13 protein-coding genes and 2 pseudogenes are annotated in these 15,620 nt (G+C 66.5%); 3 read left to right on the top strand and 12 right to left on the bottom strand.

The window, feature by feature from the left end:
- Positions 1 to 28 precede the first annotated feature (28 nt).
- The 12 genes and pseudogenes from GST15_RS11510 to GST15_RS11455 form a co-directional block, all read right to left on the bottom strand.
- Positions 29 to 1,412, bottom strand: a pseudogene (locus tag GST15_RS11510) (ATP-binding protein).
- Between the two features lie 104 nt (positions 1,413 to 1,516).
- Positions 1,517 to 2,200 (bottom strand): response regulator transcription factor, encoded by a 684-nt coding sequence (locus GST15_RS11505; protein WP_159017420.1) that lies wholly within the window; start codon positions 2,198 to 2,200, stop codon positions 1,517 to 1,519.
- Positions 2,201 to 2,256: 56 nt separating this feature from the next.
- On the bottom strand, positions 2,257 to 2,613 hold the full coding sequence (locus GST15_RS12895; RefSeq protein WP_233263168.1) for a hypothetical protein: 357 nt from the start codon (positions 2,611 to 2,613) through the stop codon (positions 2,257 to 2,259).
- A gap of 134 nt (positions 2,614 to 2,747) precedes the next feature.
- Positions 2,748 to 3,659, bottom strand: a complete 912-nt coding sequence (locus GST15_RS11495; RefSeq protein ID WP_159017419.1) for an arginine deiminase-related protein — start codon at positions 3,657 to 3,659, stop codon at positions 2,748 to 2,750.
- Positions 3,656 to 4,657 (bottom strand): tRNA dihydrouridine(20/20a) synthase DusA, encoded by a 1,002-nt coding sequence (gene dusA / locus GST15_RS11490; RefSeq protein ID WP_159017418.1) that lies wholly within the window; start codon positions 4,655 to 4,657, stop codon positions 3,656 to 3,658. Before dusA ends, GST15_RS11495 begins: the two co-directional genes overlap by 4 nt.
- 45 nt (positions 4,658 to 4,702) lie before the next feature.
- Positions 4,703 to 5,158 carry a nucleoside deaminase gene (locus GST15_RS11485; RefSeq protein WP_159017417.1) on the bottom strand — a complete coding sequence of 152 codons (456 nt, stop codon included), beginning with the start codon at positions 5,156 to 5,158 and terminating at the stop codon, positions 4,703 to 4,705.
- A 101-nt stretch (positions 5,159 to 5,259) separates the two neighbouring features.
- Positions 5,260 to 6,420 carry a TrbL/VirB6 family protein gene (locus GST15_RS11480; protein ID WP_159017416.1) on the bottom strand — a complete coding sequence of 387 codons (1,161 nt, stop codon included), beginning with the start codon at positions 6,418 to 6,420 and terminating at the stop codon, positions 5,260 to 5,262.
- A 103-nt stretch (positions 6,421 to 6,523) separates the two neighbouring features.
- Positions 6,524 to 7,288: a hypothetical protein gene (locus GST15_RS11475; RefSeq protein WP_159017415.1), complete on the bottom strand. Its 765-nt coding sequence runs from the start codon at positions 7,286 to 7,288 to the stop codon at positions 6,524 to 6,526.
- A 41-nt stretch (positions 7,289 to 7,329) separates the two neighbouring features.
- Positions 7,330 to 9,810 (bottom strand): VirB4 family type IV secretion/conjugal transfer ATPase, encoded by a 2,481-nt coding sequence (locus tag GST15_RS11470; RefSeq protein WP_159017414.1) that lies wholly within the window; start codon positions 9,808 to 9,810, stop codon positions 7,330 to 7,332.
- A gap of 64 nt (positions 9,811 to 9,874) precedes the next feature.
- Complete coding sequence (locus GST15_RS11465; protein ID WP_159017413.1) at positions 9,875 to 10,177, bottom strand: VirB3 family type IV secretion system protein; 303 nt, start codon at positions 10,175 to 10,177, stop codon at positions 9,875 to 9,877.
- The gene (locus GST15_RS11460; protein ID WP_159017412.1) at positions 10,170 to 10,556 is read right to left on the bottom strand and encodes a TrbC/VirB2 family protein; all 387 of its coding nucleotides are present in this window, start codon (positions 10,554 to 10,556) and stop codon (positions 10,170 to 10,172) included. The genes GST15_RS11465 and GST15_RS11460 overlap by 8 nt, the downstream gene beginning before the upstream one ends.
- A 298-nt stretch (positions 10,557 to 10,854) precedes the next feature.
- Positions 10,855 to 11,254, bottom strand: a pseudogene (locus tag GST15_RS11455) (lytic transglycosylase domain-containing protein); the annotation flags it as partial.
- A gap of 373 nt (positions 11,255 to 11,627) precedes the next feature.
- On the opposite strand from GST15_RS11455, the gene hppD reads away from it, so the two are divergent.
- The 3 genes from hppD to nhaD all read left to right on the top strand — a co-directional run bounded on the left by hppD (position 11,628) and on the right by nhaD (position 15,593).
- Positions 11,628 to 12,695, top strand: a complete 1,068-nt coding sequence (gene hppD / locus GST15_RS11450; RefSeq protein ID WP_159017542.1) for a 4-hydroxyphenylpyruvate dioxygenase — start codon at positions 11,628 to 11,630, stop codon at positions 12,693 to 12,695.
- A 68-nt stretch (positions 12,696 to 12,763) separates the two neighbouring features.
- Complete coding sequence (hmgA, locus tag GST15_RS11445) at positions 12,764 to 14,059, top strand: homogentisate 1,2-dioxygenase (RefSeq protein WP_159017410.1); 1,296 nt, start codon at positions 12,764 to 12,766, stop codon at positions 14,057 to 14,059.
- Positions 14,060 to 14,165: 106 nt separating this feature from the next.
- Positions 14,166 to 15,593: a sodium:proton antiporter NhaD gene (gene nhaD / locus GST15_RS11440; RefSeq protein ID WP_159017409.1), complete on the top strand. Its 1,428-nt coding sequence runs from the start codon at positions 14,166 to 14,168 to the stop codon at positions 15,591 to 15,593.
- Positions 15,594 to 15,620: the final 27 nt, after the last annotated feature.

Raw genomic sequence — 15,620 nt, 5'->3', positions numbered from 1 at the left:
CCACGTCCGCAATGCGGGCGTTGCCGGCTCACAGGCCCGGCGGCAGCGTGACCTCGAATCGCGCACCGCCCAGTTCCTTCGATGCGCCCACGGTGAGTTCGCCGCGATAACTGCGCACCATGTCCTGCACGATCGCCAGGCCAATACCATGGCCCTGCACGCGTTCGTCGCCGCGCACGCCACGCTGCAGGACGTGCGCGATCTGGTCGGGCGCGNNACACGCCTGGCCGACGCCCGGGTGCCGTCGCGCCGGGCTGGATGGTGAGCAGCACGCGTGAGCGCGCCCACTTGAAGGCGTTCTCGAGCAGGTTGCCGAGCAACTCCTGCAGGTCGCCGGGCTCGCCGTGAAACAGGGTGTCGGGGTCGATCTCGAACTCGCAGACGACGCCCTTGGCGGCATAGATCTTTTCCAGCCCGCGCACGATCTGCTCGGCATGCGGCTCGATGGCGATCGGCGCGGCGAACAGCTTGTGGCCACCGGATGCCGCCCGCGCGAGCTGGTAGCCGACGAGGTCGTTCATGCGACGCAACTGCGTCTCGACTTCCTCGCGCAGTTCCGGCTCGCTGGTGCCGCTATCCAGTCGCGTGCGCAACACCGCCAGCGGCGTCTTCAGGCTGTGCGCCAGGTCGGCGAGGGTGTTGCGCTGGCGATCGAGGTTCTCGCGCTCGCTTTCCACGAACGCATTGATGCTTTCGGTCAGCGGTTCGAGTTCGCGCGGGTGGCGCTCGCTCATGCGTGCGATCTGGCCGCGCTGCACCCGCTTGAGTTCGGCGATCACGCGTCGCAACGGACGCAGGCTCCAGCGCAGGATCACCGCCTGCAACAGCAGCAGGACGGCGCCGGCGATGCCCAGGTAACCCCACAACGCCTGGCGGAAGATGCGCACCTGCCGCGGCAGCGTGCCGGCGTCTTCCATGATGTAGATCGTGTACGGGAATTCCGGGCTGTCGCTGCGCGTCGCGTCGACCAGGCCGATGCCATAGCGGTAGACCTCGCCGGGCGCGCCATTGCTCCTGGTCATGTGCAGCGGCCCGTCGAAGACTTCCTCGCGACCGGCGAGCACCTCGCCACGCGGCAGTTGTGGGCCGCGCGCCGAGCCGGAGATCCAATGGCCATTCGGCAATTCGACGTCGGCGTAGAGGCCGCTTCCGGGACGGTCGAAGCGCCCGTCGGGCGGGACTTCGGGCGGAATCAGCGAGCCGTCGCGTGCAAACTCGATGCCGCCGGCATAGGTGAAGGCATAGGCCTTGAGACGATCGCGCAGGCCTTGCCCGGCGACGTCGACGAAGGCGCGATCCAACGCGAAGCCGGCCAGCGCGAGGAAGGCGACCAGGCCGATGCTGGCCGCGAGCAGTTGCCGCGACTGCAGCGAGCGTGGCTGCCATCGCAGCAGCGGCTGACGTTCAACCATCGATCCGGCGCCTTGTGCGCAGCGCTGCACATCGCGTCACGTGCGCGGCGCCCCGTATCCCCATGGCGAGCGGCGCGGCATCCGCCGTGCCCGCCCGCTGGACCTCACTCCTCGGTCCGCGGGATCGCGAAGCGGTAGCCGCGGCCACGGACGGTTTCGATCGGCTTGAGGCTGCCGTCCGGATCGAGCTTCTTGCGCAGACGGCCGATGAAGACTTCCAGCACATTCGAATCCCGGTCGAAGTCCTGCTGGTAGATATGCTCGGTCAGGTCGGCCTTCGACACCAGCTCGCCGGCGTGCATCATCAGGTACTCGAGCACCTTGTATTCGTAGCTGGTGAGGTCGACGTTGCTGCCGTTGACGCTCACCGTCTGCGCGGCGAGGTCCAGCACCACCGGTCCGCATTCCAGCGTCGGCTTGCTCCAGCCGGCGGCACGCCGGACCAGCGCATTGATGCGGGCCAGCAGCTCCTCCACATGGAATGGCTTGACCAGGTAGTCGTCGGCGCCCTGCTTGAGCCCCTCGACCTTGTCCTGCCAGCTCGAGCGGGCGGTGAGGATCAGCACGGGGAACTGCTTGCCCTCGTCGCGCAGCGCCTTCACCAGCTCCATGCCCGACATCTTGGGCAGGCCGAGATCGATGATGCCGACATCGAAGGGCACCTCGCGGCCCATGTACAGGCCCTCTTCGCCATCCTGGGCGGCATCCACCGCAAAGCCTTCGCGCTTGAGTCGCGCGGCCAGGGTCTCGCGCAGTGGGGCTTCGTCTTCGACGAGCAAGATACGCATGGGTCACTCCAGAAGGCCAGGCCGCGGGGCGGCCACACTGCAATAGGGTGCCCTATTCAGTCGTCGTTGCCGCGTGTAGGCCCGTTTTGGCCGCGCGGCGGGGCGGCATCGGATGGATCGACCATGAAGACGCGCACCCGTCCATGTTCGTCGACCGTCTTGATCCGGTTGACGTCACGGCCGTCGAAAGGGACCCGCTCGGCACTGAGAACCTGCCCGCGCGTACTCCGCTCGACGCGGCGCACGCTGTCCGACAACGCATCGTCGCTGTGCATGGGGACGTCGCGCTGGTGTGGGGCGCGCTGGGGTGGGGAAGGCGGCGGCCCGACGGGAGGCGCGGCCAGGGCAGTCGCGCTCATGGCCGCCAGCAAGGCAGCGATGAGGCGAGGCGGCAGTGAGCGGCGCAGTGGCATGGACGGTTCCAGGTGGGCCCAGCGAAGAGCAATGGGTCGGGGCGTGGCGGTGATTGTTGGGATGCAGCGGTGAATCCGTCCTTAACTTTTCCGGTTGATGCAGGGGCTGGGTTCAGATGCCGGGTGGAATTCGGTCAGAACAGCTCGCCCACGCAGCAGCGCAGTGAGCCGCCGCCGGCCTCGATCGCATCCAGTTCGACGCTACGTACGACGAAGCCGGCAGCGGCCAGTGCGGCGCGAGTGTCGCCGCCAAGGGCGCGATCGGCGGTCGCGCTCATCCAGGCGCTGCCACCGGACAGGGCAATGGCATTGCCGGCGAAGGCGGCTTGTTCCGCCGGCGACAGCACGATCGCATGCGGCCCGTAGATCGCGGCCAGGGTCGCGACGACGGCAGGGTTGGCAAAGCCATCCGCGCAGACCAGCGCGGCGCGCCCCGCCAGTACGGCCAGCACCACGTTGGTGTGGTATTCGCCCGGCGCCAGGTCGAACAGCAAGGTCGCGCGCAAGCCGAAGGCCGCGTGCATGAGGCCTGCGCCGGCTTCGTCGCAGCGCTCGGACAACCCGCACCAGCCGATGCCGCGGGCGCGATCGATGACCATCGCACCGGTGAGTTCGCAGGGATGCGGCTGCGTCGACAGGTCGACCTGCGCGTAGCCGAGGACGTCGCGAAAGAAACCACGGATGTCGCTGCGTCCGGCTTCCCGCTGCCGCACCGGATGCCGCATGCGGCCGATGACGAGGCGTCCCGGCGCCGTCGCGAACACATTGTTCGGGAACAGCGCATCGGGCGTGGCCTCGTCCCCGGCGAAGCACACGGTTGGCAATTCGGTCGACAGTGCGCGCTGCAACGTGCGGTGCTGCTGCGAGGCCCGTACCGGGTCGAATGCAGCCGCGGCCGCCATGTAACGGTTGTCGCTGGCCGATTGTTCCGCCATCCGGAACCCGTCGGGAGCCACGAGGAATGCCGCGCGCGCGACAGCCGGTCCGAAGTCCGGCGCGAGCGTTCGCGCGACGGCGAGGAACGCCGACGGATCGCGCGTGATCACGCCGCCAGGCTCGGCTGCGATTGCGTCGGCGCCAGGGCGGCCTCGAGCAGGCTCCAGTCGGCGCCCGGCTTGTGCGCGCCTTCGCTCAGTACCTGGCGGAACGCGCGCCCGCCACGTTCGCCATGGAACAGGCCGAGCAGATGTCGGGTGACGTGCTTGAGCGCGATGCCCTGCGCCAGCCAGGCGTCGATGTGCGGACGCATGGACCGCAACAGTTCCTCGCGACTGCGCAACTGGCCACCGAACCAGGCCACGTCGATGCGATGCAGCAGGTAGGGGTCGTGGTAGGCGGCGCGGCCGAGCATCGCGCCGTCGGTGTGCGCGCGGTGCGCGGTGGCATCCTCGAGTGTGGCGATGCCGCCATTGACGATCACCGACAACCCAGGCCGCTCGCGCTTGAGTTGGTAGGCCCAGTCGTAACGCAGCGGCGGGACCTCGCGGTTTTCCTTCGGCGACAGGCCCTTCAGCCAGGCATTGCGCGCATGCACGACGAACAGGCCGCAGCCGGCGTCGGCGACACGATCGACGAACGCGCTGAAGACCTCGTAGTGCTCGTCGTCGTCGATGCCGAGCCGGCACTTCACCGTCACCGGCACCGGACATGCCGCGATCATCGCCGCGACGCTGTCGGCAACCAGGCCTGGCTCGCGCATCAGGCAGGCGCCGAAGCGCCCCGCCTGCACGCGATCGGACGGGCATCCGACGTTGAGGTTGATCTCGTCGAAGCCGGTATCGGCGCCGATGCGCGCCGCCTGCGCCAGCAAGGCGGGATCACTGCCGCCCAGCTGCAATGCGACCGGATGCTCGACCGGATCCAGCGCCAGCAGCTTGGAGCGGTCGCCGTGGATCACCGCATTGGCGTGGACCATTTCGGTGTACAGGCGCGCATGCGGCGCCAGGATGCGATGGAAGACGCGGCAATGCGTATCCGTCCAGTCCATCATCGGGGCGACGGAGAGGCGGATGGCGTCAGCGGGAATCGCGGCGATACCGGGCATGGTGGCCATTGTAAGCAACGGGGACGGCCGACCCGGGCGGTGAGGCTATTCCTGCCCGATGTCCTCGCTCCAGATGGCGGGATTGCGGCTGATGTAGTCCCGCATCATCTCCACGCATTCCGGTGACGCGAGGTCCAGCACGACCACGCCATTCTCCCGCAGCCACGCGATGCCGCCCGGGAAGTTCACGGATTCGCCGATGACGACGGTGCCGATGCCGAACTGACGCACGAGCCCGCTGCAATACCAGCAAGGCGCCAGCGTCGTCACCATCACCGTGTCGCGGTAACCGCGTTGCCGTCCTGCCTTGCGGAAGGCGTCAGTCTCCGCATGGATGGAGGGGTCGTTCTCCTGGATCCTGCGATTGTGGCCGGAGCCGAGCAGCACGCCTTGCGCGGTGAACAGCGCTGCGCCGATCGGGATTCCACCCTCGGCCAAGCCTCGGCGCGCTTCGTCGATGGCCACGCGCAACATCGCGTTGTAGTCGTGTGCGTCCGGCATGGCGCTGCCCTTCGTGCCTTGATCGACTGGACTATGCGCCGGTGCGTGCCGCGCCCGCGTCACGAACCGACTGCTCGGTCAATCCACCACCGCCCGGTGGCTTACGAGGTCGACGACTTGATGGCGTCGGCCTGACCCGGCTGGCCCGATGGGCGGTAAGAAGCGGCCTGGTGCGCATAGGCCGTCGCCGGAGATCGGCCTGCTCCTGGTTCCACCGCTGGCTGCAATGCGCTTGGGGTCCGCTGATACGCGCCGGGCGGCTGGCCTTGCGGTCCCGGATGGAACGCGCGGCCGGTCGCGCCACCGCCGAATTGCGAATACGGGACGAAGCTGCCCATGGTGCCCTGGAAGAACATCGCCGCCATCGGCGGCGCGGTGAGGATCAGCATCGTCAGCACCACTCCCAACCCACCCTGCTGCAGGGCCATGCTGTTGACACCGTCGGGGCCCGCACCCAGCAGCGAACTGGTCCAGAAGGCGGCGGCCACGGCGATGACCATGTCCGTCGCCAGCGTCACCATGACGCTCAGCACGGCGAGCGAAAACATCGTTCCCAGCCCGTAGTAGAGCCAGCGACCGAACAACCCCCTGGTCTGGTCGAACAGCAGGCACAGGATGAACAGAGGGCCGAGCCCGACGAACAGCGCCATCGCGATCTTGTTGAGCAGCAACATCGTGCCTGCCATCAACGCGGGGCCGCCCGTGCCGATGCCGGCAAACCACATGTCGCGGTCCTTCTTCTCGTTGAGGATCGGGTCATCGGCGACATCCAGTGCATCGATGCTCGCCAGCGCCACCTGCATGTAGGCCAGGCACTTGTCGACGCGATCGTAGACGTCCTCGTTGGTGCCGGTGACCATGCGGCTGACGTCGCTGCTCAACCCATCGGTCAGCGTGCGGTACATCGAGCCACCGCCTGCCGCCGCGGCGGTCGCAAGGCCGACGACCAGGGTCACCCGCATCGAGCGCACCACCAGCTCCATCATCGAATCGCGCGATTGACCGACCGCGATCCGGTAGCCCTGGACCATGATCCACAGCGTGACCAGCGCCATCACCGCTCCACCGATGAGGCTGACGGTCCGGCCCAGCAGGTTGTCCCGGAAGACGTTGATCTCTCCCGTCAGGAAACTGTTGATCTCACGGAAGAACTGCAGGTCGGCGAGCTGGTTCGCGGCCTGGATGTGGAGGTGGAGTACGCCCGGATCCGCCGTGCGGAGCACGTCGAAGACCAGCTGCCACAGCGCTGCGAGCATGTGCATGGTGAGGCTCCCGGGACGCGCCGCGCACGTCCTTGCAGGCCAGATGGCCGGTCCGGCGACCGTTCCGCCATTGCTGGCGGAACGTCACGACCGGGGTTCGCGTCTAGCGATCCGATCGCTTGGCGGCGTCGAGCGCCGTGTGCAGCGCGGCACCTCGCACCACGCCGCCGAGCAGGCCGCCGCCATCAAGGGTGCCGTTGGCGATCATGCGCTGGTCGTCCTTGAGCAGTTCGAGGAAGCGGTCGTAACCGTCGGTCTGGTTGCGCGCCTGCTGGATGTCCATCTGCATGCGGCTTTGCATCGACAGCAGCCGATTGTTGTTGGCCTGCAGCGCGCCGGCATCCTGCTGCGAGATGTCGGCCCGCTCGGCGTAGATCTTCTGCAGCTCGCGGTCGCGATCCTTCGACAGGTTGAGCACGCCGACAATGGCGTTGTAGCGGGCGTTCTCGGTCTGGACGATCATCGCGCAGTTCTCCGCACTTGCCGATGAGGCCAGCATCGAGCGCATCCCGGACGGACAGCGTTGCGCCAGGCCGGCATCCAGCGCGCGGGGCGCGAACTGCGGTGTCGCCATCGCCCCGGGCCTGGTGACGCCGCCCTTGACGTACTGCTGCTCGTACTGCCGGACCTGTGTTTCGTATTGCTGCACCTGGGTCTGGTACTGCGCGATCTGCTTGGCGTACTGCTCGCCCTGGGAGATCAGGTTCTCGATCCAGCCAGCGTAGGTGAGCGCCGTGTGTCCCGGGTCGGTGACCACCCATTGCGCGCCTGCGGGGTTACTCAGCGCGCAGCAGAAGGCAATGGCGGTCGCCGCGAACCAGGGTGCGGATCTGCGTGTCGGGCGGGTATTCGATGTGCGTGCTTGCATTGGTCACCTCCATGTGGCCGGTTGGAAATCGTGGGTTCCCGCTATGCGGCAGTGGTGCGTGTCATCGCGTGGGCAGGACTGACGGGATCCGATGTCGCTGCGCTCACCGCCCGGGTTCCCTTGCGGGCCGCGTGGAACTGCGCCAGCCACTGCTCTGGCCGCAGGTTGTCGATGGCCACGCCCGCGCTGGCGGCTTGCCGCTCCATCACCGCGCGCAACACCGCGACGTTGTCGGTCGAGGCGGAGATCACTGCCAACGCATCGTCCATGCCGGCCAGGTTCAACTGGCAGACGCTGGATCCGTGGCCCTGCTTGACCAGGAAGCAGCGCGAGCGCTCGTCGAGCTTCACCACCACCTGGTACTCGGCCTCGGTCAGCTTGAGGCCGTCGATGTAGTCGCCGCGACTGGCGGTGGGGTTGGGCAGCAGCACGAGGGTTGCCGTCTGTTCGACCAGCGCCGCGGCGATATCGCTCGCCAGCGCGTCCTCGGGCGACTGGGTGGCGAAGATGCCCAGGCCGTTCTGCTTGCGGATGGTCTTCTGCTTGTTGCGCGCGAATTCCTTCAGGCCGCCGCCGCCGTCGAGGATCTTCCAGAACTCGTCCATCACGTAGATCAGCGGCCGCCCGTCGATCAGCGCCTCCAGCCGGTGCAGCAGGTAATTGACGACTGGTACGCGAACCTCGGCATTGTCGATGATGTCGGTGTAGTCGAAGCCGATGATCGCGGCCTTGCCCAGGTCGATGGTGTCGGCGGGATTGTCGAACACCCAGCCCAGCCCATTGCCGGCCGTCCATTTGCGCAGGCGCGCGAACAGGCCGTCGTCACCCATGTTCGGCAGGCTCTTCTGCAGGTTGGTGACGTTGCGCAGCGGCATCGGCGTGTCGAGCAGGTTGCCCACGGCGCGGAAGATGTCGTCCTCCTCGCGCGGCGTGTAGGCGGGCTTTCCCGCCATGACCTTCACCAGTTCGACCAGGAACTGCAGGTTGGCCTTGGTGTTCTCGCACTGGAATGGGTTGAACCCGGTCGGCTTGCCGCTCTCCAGCGCCAGGTAGTTGCCGCCACACGCGCGCACGAAGATCTCCGCGCCGCGGTCCTTGTCGAAGAAGAAGATGGTCGGGCAGGGGTCGAGCTTCTGCACCTGGCTGAGCAGGAAATTGATCAGCGCCGTCTTGCCGGTGCCGGACTTGCCGATGACCATCGTGTTGCCGATCGCCTTCTCGCCCAGCGATCGCTCGGCTGGATGGGTGGCGTGGAAATTGAAGTGGTATGGCTGCCCGTTGGTCGTCTGCAGCGTGGTCACGCAGGGACCCCAGGGATTGTTGTCCTTCTTGCCCGACGCGAAGTTGTGCAGCGGCGACAGGCCCAGGAAGTTGAGCGAACTGACGTTCGCCAGCCGGGTGCGGTGCTTCCAGTTGCCCGGAAGTTGCGCGTAGAACGACGAGGCGATGGCCAGGTCTTCCTTGGTCGAGACGAATCCGGCGTTGGACAGTTCCGCGCGGGCGACGGCGATGTTGCGCGACAGCTGCTCCTGCCCGCCGGCGTACAGTGCCATGGTGAAGTGGTACTCGCCGAGGACGAAATTGCCCGACGCGAGCTGGTCCATGGCCTGGTCCATTTCGACGATCTGGCTGACGGCCTTGTCGCCCGACGAGATCATCATGCCCTTGGTCCGGTCCAGCACCTTGAGCGCGTCCTGGCGTCCCATCGGGCTGAAGGAGTGGGTGATCACGTATTCGAAATCCAGGTATTTCAGCCCGTTGAGGATCCCGGGATAGGTTCCGTCGGTGTATTCGCGGATGTTCAGCATGGCTCCGAAATGGTTGTCCCCATGCGGCGTGTTGACCACGAAGTCGCCGGTCCTTGCGGAAAACATGTGGCGACTGACCGGCAGGTACGCCGTCACCGGCGCGTTGAGCACTGGAACGCGCTCGTCGAGCCGGTTGATCAGGTAGCCGAAGAATTCCAGCGTCTCGGAAAAGACGACGCCGTTGGCGGCCTCGTACATGCCCAGTCGACAGGGGGCGTAGTCGTTGAGCGCCGCCTCCAGGTTGCGCGCCAACTCCAGCAGCTTGTCGATGGCCTGCTCCTGCTCGGACTGCAGGCGGACGATGCTCGATGAACGCTCCACCATGCGCCGGCCCGAGACGACGGGTCGGTAGATCATCGTGATGTACAGCTCGTTCTGCATGATCTTCTGGCTGGAGAGTCCGTCGAAATAGGCGTCGGACAGCTCCTGGTTGAAGCGCTGCCGGAAGACGCTGGTGTCTTCGATGCGACGCTTGCGGCGGACGTCGTGCACCCAGAACGCGAGATTGCAGAAGTCGGGCGCACGCAATGTCTGCAGCAGGCGGTTGAAAGTGCCGTGGCGATGATCGATGTCCCACTCGTCGCGACCGACGAAGGGCAGGCCCTCCAGTCGCCACGTGAGCAGGTAGTCACCGCCAGTCGTCTTGACGACAGAAGGCGACACATGGGTGGAAAATGGAATGAAGTCCGCGATTGCGGCGTCTGGAGCCAACATGGTGTGTGCCTGGTTCGGTTGGATGGCCGCTTCGACGACGGCCCTGCGGCCGGCGTCTGCGGCGTTACCTTGGTCGACGCACGCCGCGGTCGTTGGGCGAGTACACCCACATGCCGCGGTGATGGCGCAGGTTCCTGATGCGCAGCCTGCTCGTCCAGCGCAGCGCGAGGAGTCGGAAGATCATCTCGTCACGACGCGCCATCTGGCGCATGGCCGCGATGACCAGCGGCGCCAGCAGCAGGAAGAACATGTTGAGATACAGCGCAAGCAGCAGGCACGTGCCCGCTCCCATGAAGAACGGGAGGTAGGGCACGCCCATCATCATTGCCGGTCGCGTGCAGCCGCGGAACAGCGCGTCCTTACGCATACAGCGCTGGCAGCACGTGCATCACCATGGCGACCGCGCCGCCGGTGTCCCCCACCAGCATCTTGGCGATCTGCGCCGCGGCCCCGATCAGGAATCCGCCGATGAGGATCGGCGCCACGTCGGAGATGCGCTTGTGGGCGAACGCGATCTGGTAGCCGGCGAAGATCACCGCGATGGTCACCACCGCAATCGACGCCAGGTTGAGCAGGCCGTTGATGTTCTGCAGGAAGCCGGTGACCTTGCTGTCGGTGCCGCCGAAATCCGGGGCCGCCTGGGCCATGACCAGGCCCGGCATGGCCAGCAGCAGCCATGTCCATCTGCGGACGAAGCCCCGGCGCAGGGCTGGGTTGCGGTTCGGTGCGCGATTGATTCCATTCATTGCCGATCTCCTGGTTGACTGCGGGTGAATCCCTGCCCGTGGCGTCGATGCCACGAGGCCTTTTGCTAGAACACGAACGCCTCATCCACGTGCGGGGACGGCGTCGCCACCGGAGCGCCGGAGGACTCCGGCTCCGGCACGCTGCCGCCGTCGGCCAGTCCAGCGTCGGGATCGAGGTGAGTGTGCGTCGGCACCGGCACGGTGGTCTGTCCGCTCGCCGTGGGTGCCGCGACGATGGCGATTGCGCGTGATGGCGTCGCGGGCGCCTGTGCATCGGCTCGTTTCCAGAGCGACATCACCTTGCGCACGTAACCGCTGCGGAATCCGGTGGTGAAATCGCCCGAGTAGTAACAACTGAAGGCGCGACCCCAGTCGTTACCGGCACGCGCGAGGCAGCCGGCGAGGATGCGTGCGCCGGCCTGCAGGTTGGCGCAGGCGCCGAAGGCCTGCGCATACGAGTGCAGGCCGTATTTGTCGAGGTTGTAGCGGTTGACCTGGGCCAGGCCGAGGGAAAAGTTGTAGCCGCGGGTTTCGAGCATCCTTGCCGTGGCGATCGCCTCGGGGAGGTTGCGCGGCTGGCGCACGAGCTTCGCCCCGACAACGCCGATGGCGAACGGATTGAACGACGACTCGACGTTGACGACGTGCTGCATCACGGCGTTCGGAACCGCCAGCGCCTGGCAGTTCATGACTTCCATGTCGGGTAACACGCGCACCTCCCTGTGCAACGATCGCCTTGGCGGCGATGGCTTACCGCAATCCTTGCGGTAGATCCCCGGCGCCGTTCCATCCCCTGGCGTCGTGGCGGGCATTGAACCTGCCGCCCGGAAAAAAAGCAAATGCCGCACTGCCAGCCAAGCGTCGTCGGCTCGTGCGAGCGCACCGTGGTCGTCGCGCCGTCCGCAGGCGGAGTTGCGGCTGGACGGGAGGGGCTGCCCAGAGCCCAGCCGGAGCGATGGTTCGCGGTGTTATTTGCGCCGAATGCCCCACGTTATAATCGGCATTCGCCCGATTGCCTTCAGCGAGGCCCCCATGCACGCACAGACCAGCGCCACCACGCCCAACCTCGGGATGCAGGTGACGACCTTCGAGAATCCGATGGGCATCGACGGCTTCGAATTCGTCGAGTTCGCGGCGCCGCAGGGGCAGGGCGACCTGCTGCGCGACTACTTCACGCGCATGGGTTTCACTGCCGTGCTGCAGCACAGGACGCGTCCGATCACGGTGTACCGCCAGGGCGGCGTCAACTTCCTCGTCAACGAGGATCCCGACTCCTTCGCGGCGGACTTCGCCAGGGCGCATGGGCCGAGCGCCTGTGGTTTCGCGATCCGTTTCCGCAAGCCGGCCGACGAGGTCTGCCGGACGGTGATCGGCAATGGCGGTGAAGCCATCGACCACAAGCCCGAAACCAAGGCGGTCGATGCGCCGGTGGTCAAGGGCATCGGCGATTGCATGCTGTACCTGGTCGACCGCTATGGCGACGCCGGATCGATGTACGAGGACTACCTGCCGGTGCAGGGCGCCGACCAGCACCCCAAGGGCTTCGGGCTGACCTTCATCGACCACCTCACGCACAACCTCTACTTCGGCAACATGCAGAAGTGGTCGGACTATTACGAGCGGCTGTTCAACTTCCGCGAGATCCGCTACTTCGACATCAAGGGCGCCAAGACCGGCCTGGTGTCCAAGGCGATGACCGCGCCCGACGGCGTCGTGCGCATTCCGCTCAACGAGAGCAACGACCCCAGGTCGCAGATCAACGAATACCTCGACGCCTACCAGGGCGAGGGCATCCAGCACATCGCCTGCTTCACCGACGACATCTACACGACGGTCGAGAAGATGCGCGAGGCGGGGGTCGAATTCCTCGACACGCCCGATGCCTACTTCGAGGTGATCGACGAGCGCGTGCCGAACCATGGCGAGGACGTCGCGCGGCTGACGCGCAACAGGATCCTGATCGACGCCGACCTGGAGACCAAGCAGCGCAAGCTGCTGCAGATCTTTACCACCAACGCGATTGGCCCGATCTTCTTCGAGATCATCCAGCGCAAGGGCAATGAAGGTTTCGGCGAAGGCAATTTCCAGGCGCTGTTCGAGAGCATCGAGCGCGACCAGATGAAGCGCGGCGTGCTGTAACGAACACCCGTCACCGGATTTCAATCACCTCACAGGCGGCGGGTTGAAACCCGCCCTACGGAACCGGAATGAAATCGAACGGATACCAGTCGGGGTTCGGCAACAGTCTCGCGACCGAAGCAGTCGCGGGCACGTTGCCGGTGGGCCGCAATTCACCGCAGCGCGTGGCGCATGGGCTGTATGCCGAGCAGTTGTCGGGCACCGCGTTCACGGCGCCACGCAGCGAGAACCGGCGGAGCTGGCTGTACCGCATCCGCCCGGCGGCGATGCACGGGACGTTCGCACCGTTCGCATCCAGTGGGGATTTCCACAGCGATTTCGGCGACGGCCCGGTGACGCCCGACCAGTTGCGCTGGAATCCGCTGCCGATGCCCGAATCCCCGGCCGACTTCATCGACGGCCTGCTGACCATGGCCGGCAACGGCTCGCCGGCCGCGCAGAGCGGTGTCGGCATCCATGTCTATGCCGCCAATCGCGACATGCAAGGACGCTTTTTCTACGATGCCGACGGCGAACTGCTGATCGTGCCGCAGCAGGGTCGCCTGCACATCGAGACGGAGCTCGGCGTGCTCGACATCGAGCCGCAGGAGATCGCCGTCATCCCGCGCGGCGTGCGTTTCCGCGTGGCCCTGCCTGAAGGCAGCGCGCGCGGTTATGTGTGCGAGAACTTCGGCGCCCTGCTGCGCCTGCCGGACCTTGGCCCGATCGGCAGCAATGGCCTGGCCAATCCCCGTGATTTCCTGTCGCCCAATGCCGCCTTCGAGGACAGCGAAGGCGACTTCGAGCTGATCGCCAAGTTCCAGGGCCACCTGTGGCGCGCCCATATCGGGCATTCGCCGCTCGACGTGGTCGCGTGGCATGGCAACTACGCACCGTACAAGTACGACCTGCGCCGCTTCAACACGATCGGCTCGATCAGCTTCGATCATCCGGATCCGTCGATCTTCCTGGTGCTGACCTCGCCGACCGATACGGTGGGCGTCGGCAACATGGATTTCGCGATCTTCCCGCCGCGCTGGCTGGTGGCGCAGGATACGTTCCGGCCGCCGTGGTTCCACCGCAACGTCGCCAGCGAGTTCATGGGGCTGATCCACGGCGTGTACGACGCCAAGGCCGAGGGCTTCGCGCCCGGCGGCGCCAGCCTGCACAACTGCATGACCGGGCACGGGCCCGATGCGGCGACCTTCGAGAAGGCCAGCAACGCCGACCTGTCCAGGCCCGACGTCATCGCCGACACCATGGCCTTCATGTTCGAGACGCGCGGCGTCATTCGCCCGACGCGACAGGCGCTCGATGCCACGCATCGGCAGCGCGACTATCAAGCGTGCTGGACCGGGCTGCAGAAGCACTTCCGCGCGCCCTGATCATTCGAGTTGCTGGCGCGTCGGCGCAGGCGCGGATGCGCGAGCGGCCGATGCTGCGGATGCCGCGGTTAAACTCCGGCAGGTCGCCCGCCCGAGCCCGACCCACATGATCGATGTCGTTCGCCGCTCCCTCCCGCTGCTGGCTGGCGGCGTTGCCGCCTGCATCCCGGGCGCAGCCCTTGCCGCCGTACCGCAGGTGAACCTCACCACGCATTGGGCCGGATACGCCGCGCTGGCGCTGTTCGCGTTGGCCTACGTCATGGTCGTGCTGGAGGAGTTCACCCACCTGCGCAAGTCGCAGCCGGTGATGCTGGCCGCGGGCGTGATCTGGGCGCTGCTGGCCGCCGTCACCGCGCGCCAGGGGATGCCGGAGCTGGCGCATGCCGCGGTGGGTGGCTACCTGCTGCAATACGCCGAGCTGTTGTTGTTCCTGCTCGCGGCGATGACCTACGTCAACGCGATGAGCGAGCGCAACGTCTTCGAGGCGCTGCGTTGCTGGCTGCTGCGACGCAACCTGGGATACCGCTCGCTGTTCTGGATCACGGGCGGAATCGCCTTCCTGCTGTCGCCGTTCCTGGACAACCTCACCACGGCGCTGGTGCTGTGCGCGGTGTTGCTGGCGGTTGGGGCGGGCAATGCGCGCTTCATTACCCTGGGCTGCATCAGCATCGTGGTCGCGGCCAATGCCGGTGGCGCCTTCAGTCCCTTCGGCGACATCACCACGCTGATGGTGTGGCAGCGCGGCGTCGTCGGTTTCTGGCAATTCTTCGCGTTGTTCCTGCCGGCGCTGGTGAACTGGCTGGTGCCGGCGCTGCTGATGCACTTCGCGGTGCCGCGCGGTGTTCCGCAGAACAGCGGCGACCACGTGCGGATGAAGCGCGGCGCTGGCGGGATCGTGGCCTTGTTCGCGGTGACCATCCTGCTGGCCGTCGCCTTCCACAGCTTCCTCGGGCTGCCGCCATTCCTTGGCATGATCACGGGACTGGCGCTGCTCAAGCTGTATGGCTGGCAGCTGGACCGCAGCAACCGGCAACTGGCGATCGTTGGCTTCGAGCCCGAAGGCACGCCGGGCGAGATCGATTCCTTCGACAGTTACGAGCAGGTCGCGCGCGCCGAATGGGACACGCTGCTGTTCTTCTTCGGCGTGATCATGTGCGTCGGCGCGCTCGGATTCTGTGGCTACCTGGCGCTGGCCTCGCAGCATTTCTACGGTGGACTGGGGCCGACCACCGCCAACATCCTCGTCGGACTGCTGTCCTCGGTGCTGGACAACATCCCGATGATGGTGGCCGTGCTGCAGATGAATCCCGACATGAGCACCGGCCAATGGCTGCTGGTCACCCTCACCGCGGGCGTCGGTGGCAGCCTGCTGTCGATCGGATCCGCCGCTGGCGTCGCGCTGATGGGACAGGCACGCGGCCAGTACACGTTCTTCGGGCACCTCAAGTGGACATGGGCCATTGCGCTGGGCTACGCGGCCAGCGTCGCCACGCACCTGTGGGTCAACGCGAGCCTGTTCCCGCCGCCAGGCTGACACGCTTGCAGGGGATCGCGGCGGGAC

This window comes from Cognatiluteimonas profundi (genome assembly GCF_009792795.1).
GTDB classification, from domain to species: Bacteria; Pseudomonadota; Gammaproteobacteria; order Xanthomonadales; family Xanthomonadaceae; genus Cognatiluteimonas; species Cognatiluteimonas profundi.
This window is presented reverse-complemented; position numbering and strand designations above follow the sequence as displayed.